A 20,260-nucleotide genomic window follows, 5' to 3' on the forward strand; every position below is an offset into this window, starting at 1 on the left:
GCGCGGTCGGGACGCCCGCGTTATCACCGCCGACGGAACGATCAGCGACTCAGCGTTATCCGATCGAATCAAGCGCCTCGCCGAAGATCTGGATAGCGCGGGCGTCAGGCGCGTTGCCAGCCAGCTGGATAACGGCCCGCATTGGCTGATCCTCGATCTGGCGCTGCGCGAGCTTGGAGCGGTTCACATACCGCTTCCGACATTCTTTTCCTCCAGCCAAGCGGACCACGCGCTGAAATCGAGCGGTGCTCAATGCGTCATTACCGCTCCGCATGCGCCCATGCCCGTGGGAACGGAGGAACTGGCAGGAATGCTCGATGACAGCAACCTCGCGTACTGGCGCATTGCCGGCGATTCCCAGGCTTTGCTACCCGTTGATACGAGTTGCATTACCTATACCTCCGGAACGACCGGTCGTCCGAAGGGCGTGTGCCTGAGCACGACCGCCTTGCTGGAAGTGGCTGGATCGCTGGTGCAGGCGTCATCCGCCATTTCGCCTACCCGGCATCTTTGCCTGATGCCATTGTCGACGCTGCTGGAGAATGTCGCTGGTTTATACGCCACGTTGCTGGCCGATGCGCAGATAGTGCTGCCGACGCTGGCAGAGATCGGTTACACCGGTGCCTCGGGGCTCGATGTGCCTACCTTGCTGCGCTGCCTGCACCGATTCCAGCCCGAGAGCGTCATTCTCGTTCCCCAATTGCTGCTTGCGCTAGTGATGGCGGCAGAACAGGGGGCTCCGTTGCCGCCTTCGTTGCGCTACTTGGCTGTAGGTGGAGGTCGCGTCGGCCCATCGCTGCTCGCGCGCGCGCGCGCGGCTGGATTGCCGGTATATGAGGGCTATGGGCTGACCGAATGCGCGTCGGTGGTTTGTCTTAACCGTCCCGGCGCCAATCGGGACGGCACCGTTGGGCAGACATTGCCGCACGCAAGCATCAGTGTCGTAGAGGGCGAGATCCAGGTAGAGGGCGCACGCGCACTCGGCTATCTCGGAGACGAAACCCTCCCCGAAGGCCCTATCCGTACTGGCGACCTTGGACACCTCGATCAGGACGGGTTCCTGCATGTCACCGGGCGACGCAAGAATGTTTTCATTACGGCCTTTGGCAGGAATGTCTCGCCCGAATGGGTGGAGAGCGAGTTGCTGTCCCACCCTGCCCTTGCCCAGGCAGTGGTGTGGGGAGAGGCGCAGGCGGACAACGTGGCAGTGCTGGTGCCGCGACGCGGCGACCTGGATGACGCCGCTCTTGTCAGGGCCCTTGCCGAGGTCAACGCCGACCTGCCCGACTACGCACGCATCGCGCGCTTCGTCAGGGCCCCGTCGCCTTTCAGTGCGGCCAACGGGCTGCTGACAAGCAATGGACGTCCGCGACGCGAAGCGATCCTGTCGCAGTACCAAGCTGCGGTAGACGAATGCTACCGCCGCCCACCCGCCGTTGTTGTTTCCGGAGCTATCGCGTGAGTTTCCATACCGAACTGCTTGACCAGACCCAACGGGAACGCGCTGCCCTGGTTTCGATTCCTATCATTCAGTCCGCGCTGGGCGGCCACATTGCCCGCGACGACTATGTCGCTTTCCTGGGCCAGGCCTACCACCACGTGCGCCACACCGTGCCGCTGCTGATGGCTTGCGGCGCTCGTCTGCCGGCACGATTGGAGTGGCTGCGCACGGCTGTTGGCGAGTATATCGAGGAAGAAATGGGGCACCAGGAATGGATCCTGGATGATTTGGCTGCGTGTGGCGCGGATCGTGCCGAAGCAGCCGCGTCTTCGCCGTCGTTGGCCACCGAACTGATGGTGAGCTATGCCTACGACACCATCCAGCGGGGCAATCCGGTCGGTTTCTTCGGCATGGTGCTGGTATTGGAAGGTACGAGCGTCGCTCTGGCCACGCGGGCCGCCAATAGCATCCAGGCGTCGCTCGATCTGCCACGCAACGCGTTCAGCTACCTACTCTCGCACGGCGACCTCGATATCGAACATGTCGGCTTCTTCGAGGGCCTGATGGACCGCTTGGATGACGCAGGCGATCAGCAGGCCGTGATCCATGCCGCTCGCCGCTTCTACGTACTCTATGGCGACATCTTCCGAACCTTGCGTACCGATGGCGTACGGCTGGCCGAGGCAGCGTGATGGATCTGGCCGGCAAGACCGTGATACTGACCGGTGCAAGCGGCGGCATCGGCGCGCCGTTGTGCAGGGCATTGGCCGCGGCTGGCGCCTCCATTCTGGCGGTGGGTCGCAATCAGCATCGACTCGATCAGCTGCAGCGCGGTCTGCCCGCAGGACGGGGGCATAGCGTATTGGCCGACCTAGGCACCGCAGAAGGTCGGGAACACCTGCTGCAGGCGGTTCGGGAACTGCAGTCGCCACCTTCACTGCTGGTGATCGGGCACGCACAAAGCGCGTTCGGGCTGTTCGATGAGCAGGATCCGGCCGCTCTGGAAGCTATGTTGCAAACCAACCTGGTCGGTTCGACCTTGCTGATACACGCCCTGTTGCCGATCTTGCGCGCGCAAGCCCAGGCTTCGGTGGTGGTGATCGGATCCACTTTCGGGAGCCTGGGCTATCCGGCTTTCGCCGCCTACAGCGCCAGCAAGTTCGGCCTGCGTGGATTGATGGAGGCGTTGGCACGCGAATATGCCGACACGTCGCTTCGCTTTCAGTATCTGGCTCCGCGGGCAACGCGCACGGCGTTCAATACACCGGCAGTGGACGCACTCAATACCGAGCTGAAAGTCGCTTCGGACCCGCCAGAAGAGGTGGCGGAAAAGTTAGTCGAATCCATCATCCGCGGCGAACCCCGGCGACAGTTGGGTTGGCCGGAAAAACTCTTTGTACGCATCAACGGAATCTTGCCGTCCCTGGTCGATAGCAGTCTGCGCGGCCAGTTGTCCATCATCCGTCGCCACGCCCAAAGGCAGGGACGGCCATCCCCGGAGGAAACGTCTCATGAAACGGTCCCGCGTTAACAACATGCTTATCCTGATCCTCGGCGCGACGATGGTACTGGTTTGTCTGGCCTGCACCGCCGGACCGAATGCCGCGTCCAATGTCCAGGCAATACGGGACCGGTGGGCGCAAATCAATTACCAAGTGCCGAAGCCACAACGAGAAGCAGCCTTCGAGAGTCTTGCCAAGCAGGCCGGCAGTGCCAAGCAGGCGCAGCCGCGCGACGCGGCCGCGCTCATCTGGGAAGGCATCGTGTTGTCCAGCCTGGCCGGCGAGAAAGGCGGCATGGGGGCACTGGGATTGGTCAAGCAGGCGCGCGCGGATTTCGAGGCCGCACTGAAGCTCGAACCTGGCGCGCTGAATGGCGCTGCCTACACAAGCCTGGGCGCGCTTTACTATCAGGTACCCGGCTGGCCGCTCGGGTTCGGCGATGACGACACCGCGCGCACCATGTTGAAGAAAGGTCTGGCCATCGATCCCGATGGCATCGATGCGAACTACTTCTACGGCGACTTCCTGCGGGACCAGAAGGACTGGGCAGGAGCCAAGGCAGCTTTCGAGAAGGCGCTGGCAGCACCTGCCCGCCCCGGTCGTGAGGTCGCCGATGCAGGGCGTCGCAAGGAGGCCGCGGCCAAATTGGATGAGGTGCGCGCCCACCTTGCCAAGTAGACGGGCCAGGACCAGACTTGCCGCATGCGAATACTGTTGGCCGAAGACGACGCATCGCTGGGAGAAGGCATCCAGACTGCTTTGAAGCGAGCCGCTTTCGCTGTGGATTGGGTGAAAGACGGGTCCGGTGCGCTAGCGGCCATCAACGATGGCAACATCGATCTGGTGGTGCTTGATCTGGGGCTGCCCCGGATGGACGGCATCGAAGTGATCCGGCAAGTGCGGGCGTCCGGTGGCGGCGTGCCCATCCTCGTGCTCAGCGCACGCGAGCGCTCCACCGATCGCACGCTGGGCCTGGATGTCGGTGCGGATGACTACCTGGGCAAGCCATTCGATACCGCGGAGCTGCTCGCGCGGGTGCGCGCGCTTCTCCGTCGTAGTGCCGGTCGCGCGCAACCCACGCTGGAATCTGGCGCACTGCGTTTGGATCCCGCCCGTTTGACGGCCACCTGGCACGGCCGCTCGCTCGATCTGACTCGACGCGAATTCGCCCTGCTTCGTTTACTGATGGAGCAACACGGCCGTCCGATGGCGCGCGAAACCATTCAGCGGCACCTCTATGGGTGGGAAGAAGACGTGGCCAGCAACGCTGTGGATGTTCACGTGCACCAGCTGCGGCGGAAGCTTGAGCCAGGACTGATACGCACCGTGCGCGGGATCGGATACGCGATGGACCGGCCCTCCGCCGTCTTGCCCGATGGCAAGGCCGAATGAATTCTATCCGTCGGACCTTGCTGGCCTCACTCCTCGGAGTGTTGACGGTACTTATGACCTTGGCTGCCGTGCTCAGTTATCGGGCGGGCTTGCAAGAGGCCGGGGAGATGTTTGACGCTCGCTTGGTGCAATCCTCGCGGGTGTTGCTGAACCTCGTGGACGAGCCGCTTAGCGACCTTACCGAGTATCCCGGGCAACCGATCGTGCTGCGCGGCTGGCATGGTCGGGCCCAGGGTGTAGGCGAGGCGCTGGCGTTCAAGGATGGCCACGCCTACGAGAACAAGCTCGCCTTCCAAGTATGGGATGCGCAGGGCCATCTTATGTTGCGATCGGACAGTGCGCCCGAGACAAAGCTGGCCCCGCTTTCGCCAGGATATTCGGATGCGCTGATCGACGGCGAGCAATGGCGGGTATTCACGCTGCGCTCGCCGCCCGGTCGATGGTTCCAATCGGCAGAGCGTGCCGACATCCGCCAGGAGCTTGCCGAGGACATCGCCATCGGCACGCTATTACCCCTGCTCCTGGCACTTCCATTGATGGCCCTGGCGATCTGGGCAACCGTCATCTGGGCGATGAGGCCGTTGTCGCGCGTGTCCGACGAGATCGGCGAACGCGATCCAGAGCGGATGTCGCCCCTGGATACGGGCAACCTTCCGCTTGAAACGCACGGCCTAGTGCGCGCGGTCAATGGCCTGCTCCATCGTCTGGATGCCGCCTTGGCGCGCGAGCGCCAATTCATCGCAGATGCGGCTCACGAACTCCGCACGCCTATCAGCGCGCTCAAAGTCCACGCCTGCAATGCGCGCGAAGCCGCAGACGCGAGCGAGCGCCGCGCTTCACAGGAACATCTTGATCAAAGCATCGCGCGTGTTGAGCGCCTCGTAGCGCAGTTGCTTTCTCTGAATAGAGCCGAAAGGGCTTCCCAAGATCCACTGCAAACACACGTGGATCTGGGCGCACTCGTACGCGTGGAGATTGATGAGATAAAGCCGCTTTCCCTACAAAAACGGCAGACAATCCGTCTTCAACTGGCCGACACCCGAGTATTGGGCGATGAACTGGCCTTGGGACCCCTTGTCCGCAATCTCTTGGAGAATGCAATTCGCTACACGCCCGATGGTGGAACCATCATGGTCTCGACCAGCGTCGAGCCGGACTGGGCAAGGCTGGAAATCGAGGATTCTGGGCCTGGCATTCCCGAGGAGTCGCGTGATCGCGTATTTGATCGTTTCCATCGAATCGTAGGAAGTGACGTAGAAGGCAGTGGACTGGGTTTAGCCATTGTGCGGAAAATCATCGATGACCATGGCGGCCGCATAACCTTGGGTACCTCCGAAACGCTTGGAGGACTAGCAGCCACCGTTTGGCTTCCGCGCCACACGACCTAATCCGCCTCGCGGGCCGCTGCATTCTTCCGTCAAGGTAAATCTCGAGAAAGCCCAAGCAACCGACCAGCCCGTGTCGGATATGAGGCACCCGAACCGACGGCGCCGACCGACACTGGGGACCGCTGCTCTTTCGGTCAGCGCATCTCGGACTTCCCGGGATTCGGAATTACTTTGCTCTTGAGGGCAGAAGTTATCGTTCTTCTCCGATGCGGAAGATCGACCAAAACAACCATGGCACCATCAACCAAGGAACGGCAGACCCAACAAAGTCGATCCACCCTTCATCGTTATGGCGATCGGGCAGCCGAGGATGAGTACCGCAATCAGCAGCCCCCGGCCAGGCGATCATCGGGACATCATCAGCGGCACCTCCACGCCTTCGAATATCGTCCGCGTGGCGCCGCCCAGCAAGAGATCGCTGATGCGCGGATGCGCGCGGCCGCCGGCCACCAGCATGTCCGCACCGAGGTCTCTGCACCGCTCAAGCAGTACTGCTCCGGCATCGGTGCCCGTGTGCTGTTCAAGCGTCACCTGCACGCCATGCCGCGCCAGATGCGCGGCCATGTCCGCACCAGGCTCCGATCCGTAGGAGCCCCGCAAGCGTCCTTCCGGTACGACGACCAAATGCACCGATTCGGCCAAGGCCAGGAACAGCATGGCGTCGGCAATCGCCCGCGCCGCTTCCCGCCCTCCGTTCCAGCCGACTACGATGCGTCGCGCGGTCCGGTCTTCCGGCCAATCTTCCGGCAGGAGCAAGCAGGGACGGCCTGACTCGAAAATAAAGCGTTCCGATAAGCCTAGACGCGTGGTTCTGTTCTGCCGACAAGCGGGAGGGCCGAGAATCGCCAAACTCGCATGCCGCGCGTGCTGCATCAATGCCTCACTGTCTTCATTGTCCGAAACGCGCCACTCCGAACTGAAGCTTCGGTTGTGCACAAGTGCGTCGAAGTCCTCCCGCGCCCTGGAGAGCGATTCCGCTGCCGCCTTCGAGTGCTCGGCCAGCATGTCCGTCAGAGCGGCGCCTACCGCGAAACCCGCATACGGCTCCAACGCGAGTTCACGAACGACAAAGGTGGCGATCAGGTGCGCACGCCACTGTTTCGCCAGCAAAGCCGCATAGCGTAGCCGCGAGTCGCGCTCCCGAGCGGGCTCGAGAAAGACAACCAGATCTGCTGGCGCTGCGATGTCCACCATGGCGAACTCTCCGTCGTAAGAGGCTTCAGGATGACCTCGCCCGTCTTGAGAGGAATTGACTTGGATCAACGAACATTTTGGCGCCCGGGCCATCATCGATACCCATGACGACGGACTCTTCAAACCCGAAAACCGGATTCCGGGTGCAGTTTCTCGGCGCCAACGGAACCGTGACGGGCTCTCGTTACCTGGTCGAAGCAGGCGGCCGCAGAATCCTGGTCGACTGCGGGCTGTTCCAGGGCTACAAGCCGTTGCGGTTGAGGAATTGGGCGCCCTTCCCGGTCGATCCGGCGTCGATCGACGCGGTGGTCCTGACCCATGCCCATCTCGACCATAGCGGCTACCTGCCCCGCCTCGTGCGTTCGGGCTTCAACGGTGCGGTGTGGTGCACGCAGGCGACCGGCAGTTTGTGCGGCATCCTGCTGCCCGACTCGGGGCGCCTGCTGGAAGAGGAAGCCGGATACGCCAATCGGGCAGGCACGTCCAAGCATCATCCAGCGGAGCCGCTCTACAGCGAACAGGACGCGAACAGGAGCTTGCGGCAGCTGCGCGGCGTAGCGTTCGAAGAGGTCTTCGAGCCGGTGCCTGGGGTTAAAGCCAGCCTGCGTCTGCAGGGCCATATCCTGGGCGCGGCAGCGGTAACGCTCGAATGCCAAGGCAAGCGCATCACCTTCAGCGGAGACCTCGGCCGGCCGCATGATCCAGTCATGCCCGCGCCTTTGCCTCCGGCCGATTCGGACTGGATCGTCACCGAGTCCACTTATGGCGACCGTGCGCATCCACCGGAAACTCTCAAGGAAGAGCTGGGCAAGACGCTGCGCCGCGTTGCCGCCCGTGGCGGCGTCGTGGTGATCCCGGCATTCGCCGTGGGGCGTGCGCAGCTTCTGCTGCACATCATCGCCCAGTTGCAGAACGCTGGCGAGGTTCCGGCCGTGCCGGTGTACTTGAACAGCCCCATGGCGACGGGCGTCACCGATCTGTATCGGCGTTATCCCGACCTTCATCGTATCGACAGCGCCGGCCTGGATGAACTCGAGCGGATAACCCGGATGGTTACCAGCGCCGAGGAATCCAAAGCGCTCAATCGGCGCAAGGGGCCGATGGTGATCGTTTCTGCAAGCGGAATGGTCACCGGCGGGCGCGTCCTGCATCATCTCATCGCATTCGCCCCGGACCCTAAAAATGCCATCATCCTGTGTGGATTCCAGGCCGGCGGTACCCGGGGCGCCGCCATCGCGGCGGGCGCCAAAACGGTACGGATCTATGGACAGGATGTCCCGATTCGTGCCGAGGTAGTCCAACTCTCCGCGGCCTCGGCGCACGCCGATGCCGACGAGATCCTCGCTTGGCTGCGCCAGGCGCCCCGCCGGCCACACGGTGTGTTCGTGACCCACGGCGAACCCGATGCGGCCGACGCCTTGCGCGTGCGCATACAACGCGAGCTTGGCTGGACGGCGCACATTCCGGAGTATCTGGAATACGCCGATCTGGCATGACGCTTCCCGCGCTCCGGAATCCCCAGACGCGCCTACGGAATGTCTTCGACCGGCACCGATGGGTGGGGCGCCGGGATTTCCGACCGAAGCCGCATGCGCAGCATGAACATGGCGCCGCCCAGCAGGACCGCGGCGGCCAGACCCAGTGCGATCAACCAACCGGGACGCGCATGGACTACGCTTTCACCGAGTAACACCATACCCGCTGCGTAGGGAATCTCGGCCACGGCCACCGCCGTGGCGTAGACGCGGAAACGCACGCGCAGGAATCCACAAAGGTAACCAGGCACTTCCGAGGGAAGCGCCAGCTGCATCAGGAACACCAGCGGCCAGCTGAGACGGGCCGGCATCCTGTCCAGGTAGGTCGCCGTTACCGATGCGAAGCGGCGGGTAGGCAACAACGGCTTGTTGAACATTCGGCCTATGGCATAGGTCGCTGTTCCGCCCAGCAACCATCCGCACCACAACAGGAAGATCGTGGCCAGGTCACCCCACGCGTACACCGCCACGGGCACCAGGACAGCACTGGAGAAGAACACGAGAAGCGAAGACAGGGCCGACAACAGCACGAACAGGACGGGACCGATGAACGGGTGGCCGGCCAGCAGCGGACCCGCGATGTTCAGTGCTTCATCCAACGCCTCGCGCACGGCATGGGTGGAAAGCAGCGCAGCAAGCCCGAACACCGAGAACACCAATAACCCGATTCTGAGGCGATGGCCGCTCCAGAGCGCGGCAGGCTCATCGTGCTCCGGGACGGCGACGCCCCCCGGGACTACGGAATCTCCGCGATCCTCCTGCGTCGGATCAGCCACGCCGCTCACGGGTCGCGATGAAGGCAACCGCCGCGGCAACGGCCAGGGCTATACCGACCGTGGGCCAAAGGTGACGCCCCAGCTGCCGCTTCAAATGCCTGCCTGCACGACGTCCCCGCAACGCGACCTGATCCTGCAGGTCCTGCAAGCCGATTCTGACGTCTTCCGCGCCGTGTCCGATCCTCGTCGAGGCTTTGGCTGCGGCCTCCGAACCGTCGTTCGCGGTCTGCTCGATCAGCCTGTCGAACGTGCGCACAAAATTGCGCATTTGCCGGCGTAGCCGCTCTGTATCCTGCACCATGACTGTCTCCCAAGGTTCGAATTCCGCTCCAGCCGTTATGCTCAATCGTCCTTCTTGCCCGATTCTTCAGGTTCCGCCGGGGGTTCGGATTTTTCCCCGGTCGAAGGCGCTCCGTCGCTGGAGTCGGCGTTCGACAGACGGCGGACTTCATCGGCCAGCGATCGGTAGCTGGCCAGGAACTGCTCCCTGACGCGCTCCCACGTCGCCGACGAAGCCCCTTGCAAGGCGCGGTAGCGTTCGGCCACTTCGGCGCGTTGAGCGCGAAGTTCGGCCATCGCACGCCCGCGACGCTCCCTGGCGTCGGCGCTCATGCGTGCGGCTTCCCTCTCCCAGTCGAGGCGCGCATCTTCGATGCGCTTGTCCATCGCCTCCAGCGCGGACCTGGCGCGTTTCAATGCCTGATCGCTCTCCGCTTTGGAAAACGCGCCGATGGCGCGGGCTGCTTCATCGACCTCGCGGCGCATCTCCTCGCGGCGGGCATCGCGGTTCGCCGCCTCCTGCCGCGCGGCTTCCGCGTCCCCGGCGCCTCCCGGCTGCGGTTCCGGAGGCGCTTGGACCGCCGCCAAGCCGAGCACGAGCGCAAACAGTCCGGACGCGGCGACTTGAGGAATCAGGTTCATGACTTTCTCCTTCCCATTGGCCGGATCGGATCCGCCGCCTTCTTCAATTGATGGCGATGCGCTTCGCGTTTCCGTTGTTTTTCTTCGGCAGCGTCAGCGTCAGCACGCCATCGTCGTATTGGGCTTCCGACTTGTCGGCATCGACCTCCTGGGGCAAGCCGAACGCGCGGCAGGTCTTGCCGACGTATCGTTCGGTATGGACCTGCTTGCGGTCCTCATGCGCTTTTTCGCTTTTTACCTCCGCTTCGACGCGCACCTGGTTTCCGTCGATCGAAACCTGGATATCGTCCTTCTTTGCGCCCGGCACGTCGATCTTCACGCAGTAGTTCTTCTCGTCCTCCTGGACGTCGATGCGCAAGTCCGGAGCCGAGTTCTCCAACTCGCGCAGCAACGGCCGCAGCGAAAGACCGCGGAACAGATCTTCGAAGTCGCTGGTCGGATCGAAGCGCGCCACTGAGCGGAACGGGTTCCAACGGGTCAGCATGGTCATGTGAATTCTCCTGTCGGCGATGGCGCAGGGGGCGGCCATCAGCATTCAAAGAATGAGCGCGTTGCGGGCCTGCTTCTTGACCAGGATCAATAAAACCGCAGCCGCGGACCAGATTGCCCGGGCGATCTTCGATCCCTGCCGGGATTGCGCATACCGCGCTCTACGCCGATCACGCGCTCGTCTTTCGGCGAGGCGGTCCAGGATGCGGTACGGTTGCATTCCCTGCAGACGGCCATGGCTCGACAGAGGATTGGCAGCACCCTTGAAGAAGGGCGATTGCCGTTCGTTTGCCAGCCGGATCCAACGCGAGCAGCGCTTTCTTAGTCTTTCCTCGTCATCGCGCTGGATCCACCCAGGTGAATATCCGCATTCCGCCTGCGTTGGGACCAACGCCGGGCGCGATGCTTTCCGATGCGTAGCGGTGTCCGTTCCTCATCAAGCTGTCCTGCGTCCATTCCTCTTTTGTGACGACGATATCCTGCCCGTCGTAGGGACCACCCACCAGCAGTACGATCGACTGACGCTCCGGACCGACCACATTTTTCACAACGGGCTCCAATGGAAACGGCATGGTTGTTGAAGACATCGCTGTTTACTCCGAAAGAGAACCTGCGGCGTAAGTGATTCTCAGTCCGGACGCTCCGGGGACCGGTGGGCGGACCGAACCGGGAAAATTTGCGTACAAAGATTGACCCAGGTCAATCCGGCCATGCCTTCCAGTAGCCACCCTGCGCATACCGAACCGGAGGATGCATCCATGACCGACAAGCCTTCCCATGCCGCGTATCTGGGCCCGGACTATCCGCATTGGAACACGACACTGTCCGACGGCTCCCAGGTTCTGATCCGCCCCATCGGCCCGCAGGATGCGGCGGCGGAAAAGGCGTTCATCGAGTCGCTTTCTCCGCAAAGCCGTCGCAACCGATTCCTCGGCCAGATAGCGCACCCCAGCGACGAATTCATCCATCAGTTGACCGACATCGACTACGTCAACGACGTGGCGCTGGCGGCCATCGCGCCCGAAGGTGGGGGATACAAGATCGTCGGAGTAAGCCGCTACGCGGTCGACTCCTCGCGCAAGGCCTGCGAGTGTGCGGTGGTGGTAGCGGACAGCTGGCAAGGCAAGGGCCTTGGCACCGCCCTGATGGAATGCCTGAAAACCCTGGCCACCGAGCGCGGCCTGCTCAGCATGAAATCGGTCGACTTGGCGGAGAACTGGGAGATGCGGGATCTGGCTTCGGCGCTTGGTTTCCATTCCAGTCCCGACCCTACGGATCCGCACCAGGTAATCCACACTATTTCGCTCGTTTGCGATACGGGGTCAGCGACCGCAGCGATCCGTTCGGATCTCGCTATCTGAACGGTTCTTCGCAAAGGATTGCTCCTGCCTGCCCGATGGAACCGGCAACCGGTTTCCACCGGCATTTTCCAAACGAACCGAACGACCAATGAGGACAGCATCATGAACGACAAAGAACTGCGTCAGAACGTAATCGACGAACTGGAGTTCGAGCCCAGCATAGATTCGGCCAACATCGGCGTAGCGGCCGAGAACGGAGTGGTGACGTTGAGCGGGCATGTGGCGAGCTACATCCAGAAAGTGGACGCCGAGCGCGCCGTCTGGCGGGTCAAGGGCGTCAAGGCGATCGCCCAGGAACTCGATGTGCGCCTTCCCTGGGACAAGAAGGTGAACGACGACGAGATCGCCAAGCGCGCGCTCGACATCCTGGCCTGGAGCACGCTGGTGCCCAGCGAGTCGATCAAGGTGCTGGTGCGCGACGGTTGGGTCACCCTGAGCGGCCGGGTCAACTGGAACTACCAGCGCGACGCGGCTGCGCGCGAAATACGCAAGTTGACCGGCGTGCTGGGCCTGGTGAACAACATCACGCTGGAGCCGGCGGCGCAAAAGGTGGATATCCGCCAGCGCGTGATGGACGCATTGAAGCGCCATGCCGAGGTGGAAGCGGCCCGTATCGGCGTGGATGTGGATTCGGCCGGCGGCGTCAAGCTCTCCGGCCTGGTCGATGGCTGGGAGGAACGGCGTGCCGTCGAGCGTGCCGTCTGGTCTGCGCCGGGCGTGCATTCGATCGAGGACAACATCCGCATCAACTGATGCGCGCTGCGCCGGAGGGCTCCGGGACTTGGAGCATTCCTGGGCCTTCCGCGCATTCGACGCCCCGCGAGACAGCCATGCCGCAATCGAACCAGCAGGCTGCATTCCCGTTGGCCTTGTTGCTGGCGTTCCTGATCATCGCCGGCCTGCTGGCGATCCGTCCGCTGTACCCGCGGGATTGGGCGCTGGAGAACCTTATCGTGCTGGCTACCCTGCCGGCGCTGGTATGCGGCTATCGCCGTCTGCGCTTCTCCAACGCTTCCTACTTCGCATTGTTCGTGCTCTATGTGGTGCATGAGGTCGGCGCGCACTACACCTATGCCGAGGTTCCCTTCGATCTTTGGACAATGGAATTGTTCGGATTCTCCATCACCGAGCACTTCGGCTTCTCGCGGAACCACTACGACCGCCTGGTTCATTTTCTGTACGGGCTATTGGCAACCCCTGCCGTCATGGAACTGCTGGCCGCACGTGCGCGCCCGCGCGGCATCTGGCGCTGGATCTTGCCGACCAGTTTCGTGCTGTCCCATGCCGCGCTTTACGAACTGCTGGAATGGGCCGCCGCCATCCTCTTCGGCGGCGACCTCGGACAAGCCTATCTGGGAACGCAAGGCGACCCGTGGGACGCGCACCAGGACATCCTTCTTGCGTTGCTGGGAAGCATGGTGGCGATGCCGTTGCTATGGCTGTCGCGCAGACTTCGGCCTGCGGCGCGGCAAAGCGCCACCCATGCGTTCATCACCTGAACACCGCCGCCGCGAACGCCGCCAGCATCAGTGCGATGCCGGGAGCCACCCTGAGCGCATACGCGCTCCCGCCCTTGAACCAGGCCATCAGGCACTTGAGCAGGGAATTCGCGCCGAATGCGGCCAGCAATCCGTACTCGGCCTGCATCGGCGAGAGGCTCGCGGCAGACTCCAGTTGCGCCGCCGACGCGGCGGCGGCGTGCACATCCACCAGTCCCGATATGCCAAGAACCCATATCGCGCTACCTTCTCCCAGCACGCTGCGCAGCCACGCGGCCACGAGCATGACGCCGGCCAGCAAACCGGCGAAGCCGAACGCGCGCAACGGCTCGAAAACGCGTTTGCCGTAGAACGTGTCCATATCCGCGGGTCTGGCGAACGAGCGCCTGCTGGCGATCAGCGCCGCCGCGACCGCGACAGCGCCCGCCGCCGCCAACGGAAAGGCCAACCGCTGCAGCAGCGCCAGCGAGAACGTCCCGATCACGACGACCAGCTGGACTATGGTTCCGACATTGGACATCAGTGCCGCACTCGCCGCCGCGGGAACGAGCGCCTGCGCCGTCTTGGCGCGCTCGCCCATGGCGGCTATCGTCGCGGTGCTGGACACGAAGCCTCCGGCGAGCCCGACGATGGCAAGGCCGGCACGCGCTCCCAGCACTTTCAAAGAGAAGTAGCCCAGCGCGGTGACGCCCATCATCGCCACCGCCAGCATCCATAGCCTGCGCGGGTTGAGCGCATTCCAGGGATCGACCGGATAGTCGGGCAGCAAGGGAAGGATCACGAAGGCGGACAGCGACAGGAACAGCAAGTCGTGTACTTCCTGTCCCGAAAACAACCGGGTGGCGAAGGTATGCAGGCGAGCCTTGCTGTGAAGCAGCAGCGTAACGACGATAGCCAATGCGCCCGCTTGTCCCGGCCTGGCAAGAGCCATGGCGCCCAGCAGGAACGTAGCCAGCATGGCCACTTCGGTGGTGAGACCGGGATCGGCCGCGCTCGTGCGTCCGTAGCTGACGATCATCGCGGCGATGACGAAAACGCCGGCCACCAGCAACGCCGCGTCTCCCATCGACGCCGCCGATGCGCCCACAAGCGCGAGCAAGGCGAAAGTCCGTATCCCGGCGGCTTTCCGGCGCTGTCCGGTGCCTTTTACGCGCTCCCGTTCCAGCCCGACCAGCAAGCCGATGCCCAGCGCCACTGCGAAGCCGGCGGCGGCCGTTCCCAGCCATGCCGATGCGGCTGGCGAAGCGGCTCCCTCGGTCAGGTCGGACAACCTCATTCGGCCACCCCCAATGCAGCATCGATATGCGACATCAACGCGGCTGGGAATCGAAAGACCGGGCCGCTTTCCGCATTCTCTCTTCTGCGACGTGCGCCAGCAATAGCAGCAGCAACAGCAGGACGGGCCACCAGACGCTGGTCACGACGCACGGATAAGCGGACGCGAATGGCATGGCTGCCGGTCAGGTGCTGGGGTCGATCGCCGAACGTTCTATCTTGAACTGGCTGATGGTCACGCCCACGTCGAAACCGTCGCCGCTGCCTGCGAGCACCAAGGACACCTTGCCGTTGGTAAGCGCCTGCACGGTGCCGGATTTCACCAGCCCTACGTTCGCGCTCAGGGCAGCATAGCTTCCAAGCACGTCGCGCAGTTTGGCGACATGGGTGAACTTTCCCGTGGCGCGGTCGATCCTCCATTTGCCTGCGGTCAGGCCCACGCCCTTCGCCGAAATATCGACTTCCATCTTTTTCCCGTTGTCGCAGGTCACCGTCCCTGTGCCTTCGGCGTGCTCGTACAGCACCGACCACTGGGTGGAAGAGAATTTCAGAGTGCAGGAGACGTCGCGACCGGCCGCTCGCGCGGAGGACGAAAGGGACAAGGCGGCGGCAAGGCCGAGAACGGCGACGATCTTCATGGCGTACTCCTTGATTGGGCGACTGGTAACGGCTGTACTGCATGCAGAGCAAATACGTGAAACGGAATCGGCGGCGAGCCGTCCGGAATTCAAGGCCTGGCGATGTCCAGCACCACTCGGCCATCCACTTTTCCCGCCTTGAGTCCGGCGAAAACCTCGTTGATCTGCTCCAATCGCCGGTGCACGAGTGTTGCGTGGACTTTTCCCTTCACTGCGAACTCCATCGCCTCGGCCATGTCTTTGCGCGTGCCGACGATGGAACCGCGCAAAGTGATGCGCTTCAGCACGACATCGAATATGGGCGTGGCGAACTGGCCGGGCGGCAAGCCGACGAGACTGATCGTTCCTTTGCGCCGGACCATGCGCAGCGCCTGCGAGAAGGCCGAAGTGGATACGGCCGTCACCAGCACGCCATGCGCACCGCCACCCGTCAGGGCGATGACCTGCTCGGCGGCCTGTGGATCGTTCGCCTGGACCGCGGCATCCGCACCCACCTGCCGGGCCAGCTGAAGCTTGTCGGCAGCCACATCCAGGGCCACCACGTAAAGACCCATCGCCTTGGCGTACTGGATGGCGATGTGCCCAAGCCCGCCGACACCGGAAATGGCGATCCATTGCCCTGCCCTGGCCTCCGTTTCCAGGATTCCCTTGTAAGTGGTTACGCCCGCGCAAAGGATCGGCGCCAGTGCGGCGAAATCGCAGTCGGGCGGCAATCGCGCAACGAAGCTTTCGTGTCCGATGGCGTACTCGGCGAATGTGCCGTTCACGCTGTACCCGGTGTCGTGCTGGCGCTCGCATAAGGTTTCCCAGCCGGTCAGGCAGTACTCGCAACGCCCGCAACTGTCGTGCAGCCATGCGATTCCCACTGCGTCGCCGACCTTCAGGGAAGCGACGCCCTCTCCCAGCGCCGCCACGATGCCGGCGCCCTCATGGCCCGGTATGAAAGGCAGGGTCGGCTTGACCGGCCAATCGCCGTCGGCCGCGTGCAAGTCGGTATGGCAAACGCCGCTGGCCATGATCCTCACCAGCACCTCGCCCCGGCCAGGTTGCGGGATGGGCACTTTGCGTATGTCCAGCGGCTTGCCGAAAGCGCTGACAACGGCGGCGCGCATAGTGCCGGTGACGGCGGCCATAATCCTCTCCGATCGGGGAATGCGGCCAGACTGGCGCTTACCGCGCCGGCGCACGTTGACCCAGATCAAGCCGATGGCTCGGCGCCCGGCGACAACCCGTCGTCGGGACGCGTCCCAGCGACTTGGCTTATAGTACGAAGGCGGCCCGTAGCGCGACCTTGATACAACAGGCGATCGAATGCCGGCAACCGGCCCTTCCAGCGCATCTCCCAACGCCGAACAGCGGATACTCATCGTCGACGACGATGCGGACATCGTCACGCTGCTCACGCGCTATCTGAGCGGACATGGATTTCAGGTCTCCGGGGCGGGCAATGGGGCGGAGCTGCGCGCCCATGTCGAAGGCGTAGGCACCGATGTCATTCTTTTGGACTTGGGTCTTCCCGACGAAGACGGCCTGGAACTGCTGCGCTACCTGCAGGGGACCTGGAGCGGGCCCGTGATCGTGGTGAGCGGACGTGGCGAACCTGTCGAACGGGTGGTCGGTCTGGAACTGGGTGCGGACGATTTCGTATCGAAACCATTCGATCTGCGCGAGCTGCTGGCGCGGATCAGGTCGGTGTTGCGGAGGAGCGCGAAAACGGCACCGACGCAGACACCCGCACCGACAGCGCAATCCAACCTGTTCGAATTCGCCGGTTTCCGGCTCGATCTGGCCAGCAGGCGGCTGACCGATCCGCAGGGGGACGAGGTCGCGCTCACCACGGGGGATTTCCAGCTGTTGTGCGCGTTGCTGGACAAGCCAAGACAGGTGCTATCGCGCGATGAGCTCATGGACGCTCTGTACAAGCGCGAGGCAGGCCCCTTCGACAGGGCCGTCGATATGGGGATAGGACGGTTGCGGCGGAAAATAGAGCCGAACCCGGAGGTTCCGATCCTGATCAAATCGGTACGCGGAGTCGGTTATCTGTTCGCGTCGGAAGTAATCAGGAGTTGAGGCCGGCCATGTATCCGCAACTCTTCGAAGCCGTACCCGATGCGCTCGTCCTGGTGGACGACCAAGGCCTGATCGTCCAGACCAACAGCCGGGCTTCGAGTCTGTTCGGCTATCCGGAGAACGAGCTCGTCGGCGTTTCCATCGAAATGCTCGTCCCCGAAGGCGCAAGGGCGCGGCACCGCGCGCACCGTGCCGGCTACATGGCGCACCCGCATGTGCGTGCAATGGGCGCGACCGGGCAGACGCTGATGGGACGCCGCTACGATGGCACCCAGTTTCCGCTGGAGATCGCGCTCAGTCCGATCAACAGCGATGGAACGGTGCAGTACCTGGCTTCCATCCGCGACATCTCCGATAGTCCCCGTGCGCGCCAGGTGCTGGTCCGCGCCGGGTACGACGCGCTGGTCGCACGGTTCGGCCAGCTTGCGCTCGAATCCAAGGAGGACGAGGACGTCCTCGCCCACGTGCCGCTACTGCTGGCCGAAAGCCTGGGCATCGAGTCGGTCCTGATCGCATTCGTTTCCGCCGACAACGATCGCGTGGAGATCCGCGCTTCGACCGGGCTTGACGGGCAGGCGTATGCCGACGGCATCCATATCGACCAGCAGATGCTGCTCGCGACCCTGCGCAAAGGCCGTGCCTGGATGGTGGAAGACTTCTCATTGGCCGGCACGCGGGAGCAGGCATTCCCGCTTTCGCAACTCGCATCCGGGAGCGCAGCACTGGTTCCCTTGCTGGACGTGAATCGTCCGATGGGCGCCCTGCTCGCATTCTCGCGCCAGCCGCGGAAATTCGACCACGATGCCCTGCATCTGCTGCAATCGTTCGCCAACCTGATCGCCGCCCTGGTGCAACGCCAGCGTACCCAGGACCAGCTGGCGCATGTGCAACGGCTGGACGCATTGGGTCAATTGACCGGCGGCATCGCGCACGATTTCAACAACCTACTCACCATCATGTCCGGCAATCTGCAATTGCTGGAATCGGAATACGATGGCACATCGGAGGCGCGCGAACTGATCGACAGCGCGCTGCGCTCGGTTACCCGCGGCGCGGAACTGACGGCGAAACTGCTTTCGTTCGCGCGGCGGCAGCGGCTGGTTCCGCAGGCGGTGGACCTGAAGGCGATGCTCCATGATCTGAACCAGATGCTCAGACGGACCCTGGGCGACACGATCCGCCTGCGCACCGTCTGCCCGGATGGCCTGCCGAGCGCGCATGCGGATCCGGCGCAGCTGGACACGGCCCTGGTGAATCTGGCCCTCAATGCGCGCGATGCGATGCCGCGCGGCGGCGAGATCGCCATCGAAGTGAGCAGGATGACCGATAGCAACGGCACTCCTGCGGATCTGCCGATCGGCGACTATCTGTTGATCACCGTGTCCGATACCGGACGCGGAATGAGCCAGGCCACGCTCGACCATGCGATGGAACCTTTCTTCACCACCAAGGAAGCCGGGCGCGGCAGCGGACTTGGACTGAGCATGGTGCATGGCTTCTCCAAACAGAGCGGCGGCGATTTGTGGATCGACAGCGCGCTCGGATACGGCACCCATGTCCACCTTTGCCTTCCCGTCGACCGCGGCGGCGGTACGCTGAAGAGCGCCCAGCCAGCGGCGAATCCGCATGGAACGGGCGAAACCATCCTGGTGGTGGAAGACGAGGATTCCGTCCGCCGCATCGCCGTGGCGTTCCTGCGCAAGGCGGGCTACCGGGTCACGGAAGCGGCGAGCGCGGATGCTGCCTTGCGCGAACTCGATGCCGACGACCGCATCGCCCTGTTGTTCACCGATGTGCTGCTGGGCGAAGGCGGCAATGGCAAAGAGCTGGCGAACGCAGCGCTGCGGTTGCGGCCGGGTTTGCCGGTTCTGCTCACATCGGGGTTCGAGCAGAAGCCGTCCCCTTCCCCGCACGCGGAAATCGAGTCGGTCTCCTTCGATCTGCTGCGCAAGCCCTACCGCCGCGAGCAGTTGCTGGATGCGGTCCGGCAGTCGCTGCTGCAGGATGGCGTCTAGCCGCAGTCGGCGGTCTGCAGCAACTCGTTCATCGAGGCCGGGTCGCGCAGGGTTATTTCCTTGCCTTGCACGGCGATGAACCCTTTGTCCTGCAGGCGCGATAGCGCGCGGGTCACGGTTTCCAGCTTGAGCGCGAGGAAGCTGCCCAGGTCGGCACGGGTCATGCGCAGGATCATGTGTTGCCGGCTGAATCCGAGCGAACCCAGCCTGGTCGCCATATCCAGCAGAAAGGACACCACCCGCTGATCGGCCGACAGCGTGCCCAAAGTCAACATCCAGTTCCAGTCGCGCCGGATTTCGGCCGCCAGGAACGAGGTGATGCGCTGTTCGAATTCCGGCAGGGAGCCGCAGAGGTCTGAATACGGCAGTTCCCACACCTCGCTGGTATCCAGGGCGATGGCGTCGCACGCATAGGTCTCTATGCCCAGCGAGTCCAGGCCCAGCATGTCACCGCGCATCCTGAAGCCGGTGATCTTTTCGCGGCCGTCGGCGCTGGTCAGGCAGGTTTTGAAAAAGCCCGCGTGCACCAGAAACAGGGAATGGCGCGGCTGCCCTGCGCGGAACACATGCTCCTTGGCCTTCAGCGTGCGATGACGCAGAGGAATTCCCCGCAGCAATTCCTCCATGTCGCGGGTGACCTCCCTGGCCTCCAGGCAACCGTGCGTTGCGCCGGACAGGTAATCGCTGGATTGATCATGGGACTCTCGAACCTGGAGCATGGCCGCGACCTCGAAGGATGTGGCGAAAGGCTACCCCCCGCGCAA

Annotated in this window: 22 protein-coding genes; 12 read left to right on the plus strand and 10 right to left on the minus strand. The window is 63.4% G+C overall.

The genetic code is table 11. The annotated features are described in order from the left end of the window. Positions 1-22: 22 nt before the first annotated feature. The 6 genes from CSC73_RS03935 to CSC73_RS03960 are packed head-to-tail and all read left to right on the plus strand — an operon-like array spanning position 23 to position 5,723. Entirely contained in the window at positions 23-1,462 is a 1,440-nt protein-coding gene (locus CSC73_RS03935; RefSeq protein ID WP_425502270.1) for an AMP-binding protein, read from the plus strand. Beyond that, entirely contained in the window at positions 1,414-2,133 is a 720-nt protein-coding gene (locus CSC73_RS03940; protein WP_425502269.1) for an iron-containing redox enzyme family protein, read from the plus strand. Before CSC73_RS03935 ends, CSC73_RS03940 begins: the two co-directional genes overlap by 49 nt. Next, a complete protein-coding gene (locus CSC73_RS03945) occupies positions 2,133-2,972 on the plus strand; it encodes an SDR family oxidoreductase (RefSeq protein WP_163839117.1) in 840 nt (279 codons plus the stop codon). Before CSC73_RS03940 ends, CSC73_RS03945 begins: the two co-directional genes overlap by 1 nt. 31 nt (positions 2,973-3,003) lie before the next feature. Further along, positions 3,004-3,621, plus strand: coding sequence for a tetratricopeptide repeat protein (locus CSC73_RS03950; RefSeq protein ID WP_163839341.1), 618 nt, complete (start codon positions 3,004-3,006; stop codon positions 3,619-3,621). Between the two features lie 24 nt (positions 3,622-3,645). Next, entirely contained in the window at positions 3,646-4,335 is a 690-nt protein-coding gene (locus tag CSC73_RS03955; protein ID WP_163839118.1) for a response regulator transcription factor, read from the plus strand. 17 nt (positions 4,336-4,352) lie between these two features. Further along, complete coding sequence (locus CSC73_RS03960) at positions 4,353-5,723, plus strand: sensor histidine kinase (RefSeq protein ID WP_163839342.1); 1,371 nt, start codon at positions 4,353-4,355, stop codon at positions 5,721-5,723. Between the two features lie 345 nt (positions 5,724-6,068). On the opposite strand, the gene CSC73_RS03965 is transcribed toward CSC73_RS03960, so the two are convergent. Then, a complete protein-coding gene (locus tag CSC73_RS03965; protein ID WP_163839119.1) occupies positions 6,069-6,917 on the minus strand; it encodes a universal stress protein in 849 nt (282 codons plus the stop codon). A gap of 104 nt (positions 6,918-7,021) precedes the next feature. On the opposite strand from CSC73_RS03965, the gene CSC73_RS03970 reads away from it, so the two are divergent. Further along, a complete protein-coding gene (locus CSC73_RS03970; RefSeq protein WP_163839120.1) occupies positions 7,022-8,413 on the plus strand; it encodes an MBL fold metallo-hydrolase RNA specificity domain-containing protein in 1,392 nt (463 codons plus the stop codon). A gap of 32 nt (positions 8,414-8,445) precedes the next feature. On the opposite strand, the gene CSC73_RS03975 is transcribed toward CSC73_RS03970, so the two are convergent. The 5 genes from CSC73_RS03975 to CSC73_RS03995 all read right to left on the minus strand — a co-directional run bounded on the left by CSC73_RS03975 (position 8,446) and on the right by CSC73_RS03995 (position 11,225). Then, the gene (locus CSC73_RS03975; protein WP_163839121.1) at positions 8,446-9,228 is read right to left on the minus strand and encodes a TVP38/TMEM64 family protein; all 783 of its coding nucleotides are present in this window, start codon (positions 9,226-9,228) and stop codon (positions 8,446-8,448) included. Beyond that, positions 9,221-9,529, minus strand: a complete 309-nt coding sequence (locus CSC73_RS03980) for a DUF883 family protein (protein WP_163839122.1) — start codon at positions 9,527-9,529, stop codon at positions 9,221-9,223. Before CSC73_RS03980 ends, CSC73_RS03975 begins: the two co-directional genes overlap by 8 nt. A 41-nt stretch (positions 9,530-9,570) precedes the next feature. Continuing rightward, positions 9,571-10,149, minus strand: coding sequence for a hypothetical protein (locus tag CSC73_RS03985; protein ID WP_163839123.1), 579 nt, complete (start codon positions 10,147-10,149; stop codon positions 9,571-9,573). Positions 10,150-10,192: 43 nt separating this feature from the next. Beyond that, positions 10,193-10,639, minus strand: a complete 447-nt coding sequence (locus CSC73_RS03990) for an Hsp20/alpha crystallin family protein (protein WP_163839124.1) — start codon at positions 10,637-10,639, stop codon at positions 10,193-10,195. 334 nt (positions 10,640-10,973) lie between these two features. Further along, positions 10,974-11,225, minus strand: a complete 252-nt coding sequence (locus CSC73_RS03995; RefSeq protein ID WP_163839125.1) for a hypothetical protein — start codon at positions 11,223-11,225, stop codon at positions 10,974-10,976. A 171-nt stretch (positions 11,226-11,396) separates the two neighbouring features. Here CSC73_RS03995 and CSC73_RS04000 point away from each other — a divergent pair, with 171 nt between their 5' ends. The 3 genes from CSC73_RS04000 to CSC73_RS04010 all read left to right on the plus strand — a co-directional run bounded on the left by CSC73_RS04000 (position 11,397) and on the right by CSC73_RS04010 (position 13,498). Further along, a complete protein-coding gene (locus CSC73_RS04000; protein WP_163839126.1) occupies positions 11,397-11,999 on the plus strand; it encodes a GNAT family N-acetyltransferase in 603 nt (200 codons plus the stop codon). Between the two features lie 102 nt (positions 12,000-12,101). Then, the gene (locus CSC73_RS04005) at positions 12,102-12,752 is read left to right on the plus strand and encodes a BON domain-containing protein (protein ID WP_163839127.1); all 651 of its coding nucleotides are present in this window, start codon (positions 12,102-12,104) and stop codon (positions 12,750-12,752) included. A 77-nt stretch (positions 12,753-12,829) separates the two neighbouring features. Further along, the gene (locus tag CSC73_RS04010; RefSeq protein WP_163839128.1) at positions 12,830-13,498 is read left to right on the plus strand and encodes a DUF2238 domain-containing protein; all 669 of its coding nucleotides are present in this window, start codon (positions 12,830-12,832) and stop codon (positions 13,496-13,498) included. On the opposite strand, the gene CSC73_RS04015 is transcribed toward CSC73_RS04010, so the two are convergent. From CSC73_RS04015 to CSC73_RS04025, 3 genes are all read right to left on the minus strand, one after another. After that, entirely contained in the window at positions 13,491-14,774 is a 1,284-nt protein-coding gene (locus CSC73_RS04015; protein ID WP_163839129.1) for an MgtC/SapB family protein, read from the minus strand. The two genes, CSC73_RS04010 and CSC73_RS04015, sit on opposite strands and share 8 nt — an antisense overlap. A gap of 184 nt (positions 14,775-14,958) precedes the next feature. Then, positions 14,959-15,411 (minus strand): hypothetical protein, encoded by a 453-nt coding sequence (locus tag CSC73_RS04020; RefSeq protein ID WP_163839130.1) that lies wholly within the window; start codon positions 15,409-15,411, stop codon positions 14,959-14,961. An 89-nt stretch (positions 15,412-15,500) separates the two neighbouring features. After that, a complete protein-coding gene (locus CSC73_RS04025) occupies positions 15,501-16,544 on the minus strand; it encodes a zinc-dependent alcohol dehydrogenase (RefSeq protein ID WP_163839131.1) in 1,044 nt (347 codons plus the stop codon). Between the two features lie 178 nt (positions 16,545-16,722). On the opposite strand from CSC73_RS04025, the gene CSC73_RS04030 reads away from it, so the two are divergent. Beyond that, the gene (locus CSC73_RS04030) at positions 16,723-17,481 is read left to right on the plus strand and encodes a response regulator (protein WP_163839132.1); all 759 of its coding nucleotides are present in this window, start codon (positions 16,723-16,725) and stop codon (positions 17,479-17,481) included. 8 nt (positions 17,482-17,489) lie between these two features. Continuing rightward, positions 17,490-19,496 (plus strand): ATP-binding protein, encoded by a 2,007-nt coding sequence (locus tag CSC73_RS04035; protein WP_163839133.1) that lies wholly within the window; start codon positions 17,490-17,492, stop codon positions 19,494-19,496. Here the strand turns inward: CSC73_RS04035 and CSC73_RS04040 are convergent. Continuing rightward, positions 19,493-20,215 carry a helix-turn-helix domain-containing protein gene (locus CSC73_RS04040; protein ID WP_163839134.1) on the minus strand — a complete coding sequence of 241 codons (723 nt, stop codon included), beginning with the start codon at positions 20,213-20,215 and terminating at the stop codon, positions 19,493-19,495. The genes CSC73_RS04035 and CSC73_RS04040 overlap by 4 nt on opposite strands. Between the last annotated feature and the right edge of the window lie 45 nt (positions 20,216-20,260).

Source organism: Pseudoxanthomonas sacheonensis, from assembly GCF_010093305.1.
Classification (GTDB): domain Bacteria; phylum Pseudomonadota; class Gammaproteobacteria; order Xanthomonadales; family Xanthomonadaceae; genus Pseudoxanthomonas_A; species Pseudoxanthomonas_A sacheonensis.

What these genes read in the sequence shown, in the direction of transcription:
- CSC73_RS03940 (WP_425502269.1), top strand. Translation starts at nt 1,414, where the DNA reads ATGCTACCGCCGCCCACCCGCCGTTGTTGTTTCCGGAGCTATCGCGTG.
- CSC73_RS03945 (WP_163839117.1), top strand. Translation starts at nt 2,133, where the DNA reads ATGGATCTGGCCGGCAAGACCGTGATACTGACCGGTGCAAGCGGCGGC.
- CSC73_RS03950 (WP_163839341.1), top strand. Translation starts at nt 3,004, where the DNA reads ATGGTACTGGTTTGTCTGGCCTGCACCGCCGGACCGAATGCCGCGTCC.
- CSC73_RS03955 (WP_163839118.1), top strand. Translation starts at nt 3,646, where the DNA reads ATGCGAATACTGTTGGCCGAAGACGACGCATCGCTGGGAGAAGGCATC.
- CSC73_RS03965 (WP_163839119.1), bottom strand. Translation starts at nt 6,917, where the DNA reads ATGGTGGACATCGCAGCGCCAGCAGATCTGGTTGTCTTTCTCGAGCCC.
- CSC73_RS03970 (WP_163839120.1), top strand. Translation starts at nt 7,022, where the DNA reads ATGACGACGGACTCTTCAAACCCGAAAACCGGATTCCGGGTGCAGTTT.
- CSC73_RS03980 (WP_163839122.1), bottom strand. Translation starts at nt 9,529, where the DNA reads ATGGTGCAGGATACAGAGCGGCTACGCCGGCAAATGCGCAATTTTGTG.
- CSC73_RS03985 (WP_163839123.1), bottom strand. Translation starts at nt 10,149, where the DNA reads ATGAACCTGATTCCTCAAGTCGCCGCGTCCGGACTGTTTGCGCTCGTG.
- CSC73_RS03990 (WP_163839124.1), bottom strand. Translation starts at nt 10,639, where the DNA reads ATGACCATGCTGACCCGTTGGAACCCGTTCCGCTCAGTGGCGCGCTTC.
- CSC73_RS03995 (WP_163839125.1), bottom strand. Translation starts at nt 11,225, where the DNA reads ATGTCTTCAACAACCATGCCGTTTCCATTGGAGCCCGTTGTGAAAAAT.
- CSC73_RS04000 (WP_163839126.1), top strand. Translation starts at nt 11,397, where the DNA reads ATGACCGACAAGCCTTCCCATGCCGCGTATCTGGGCCCGGACTATCCG.
- CSC73_RS04005 (WP_163839127.1), top strand. Translation starts at nt 12,102, where the DNA reads ATGAACGACAAAGAACTGCGTCAGAACGTAATCGACGAACTGGAGTTC.
- CSC73_RS04010 (WP_163839128.1), top strand. Translation starts at nt 12,830, where the DNA reads ATGCCGCAATCGAACCAGCAGGCTGCATTCCCGTTGGCCTTGTTGCTG.
- CSC73_RS04015 (WP_163839129.1), bottom strand. Translation starts at nt 14,774, where the DNA reads ATGAGGTTGTCCGACCTGACCGAGGGAGCCGCTTCGCCAGCCGCATCG.
- CSC73_RS04020 (WP_163839130.1), bottom strand. Translation starts at nt 15,411, where the DNA reads ATGAAGATCGTCGCCGTTCTCGGCCTTGCCGCCGCCTTGTCCCTTTCG.
- CSC73_RS04025 (WP_163839131.1), bottom strand. Translation starts at nt 16,544, where the DNA reads ATGGCCGCCGTCACCGGCACTATGCGCGCCGCCGTTGTCAGCGCTTTC.
- CSC73_RS04030 (WP_163839132.1), top strand. Translation starts at nt 16,723, where the DNA reads ATGCCGGCAACCGGCCCTTCCAGCGCATCTCCCAACGCCGAACAGCGG.
- CSC73_RS04035 (WP_163839133.1), top strand. Translation starts at nt 17,490, where the DNA reads ATGTATCCGCAACTCTTCGAAGCCGTACCCGATGCGCTCGTCCTGGTG.
- CSC73_RS04040 (WP_163839134.1), bottom strand. Translation starts at nt 20,215, where the DNA reads ATGCTCCAGGTTCGAGAGTCCCATGATCAATCCAGCGATTACCTGTCC.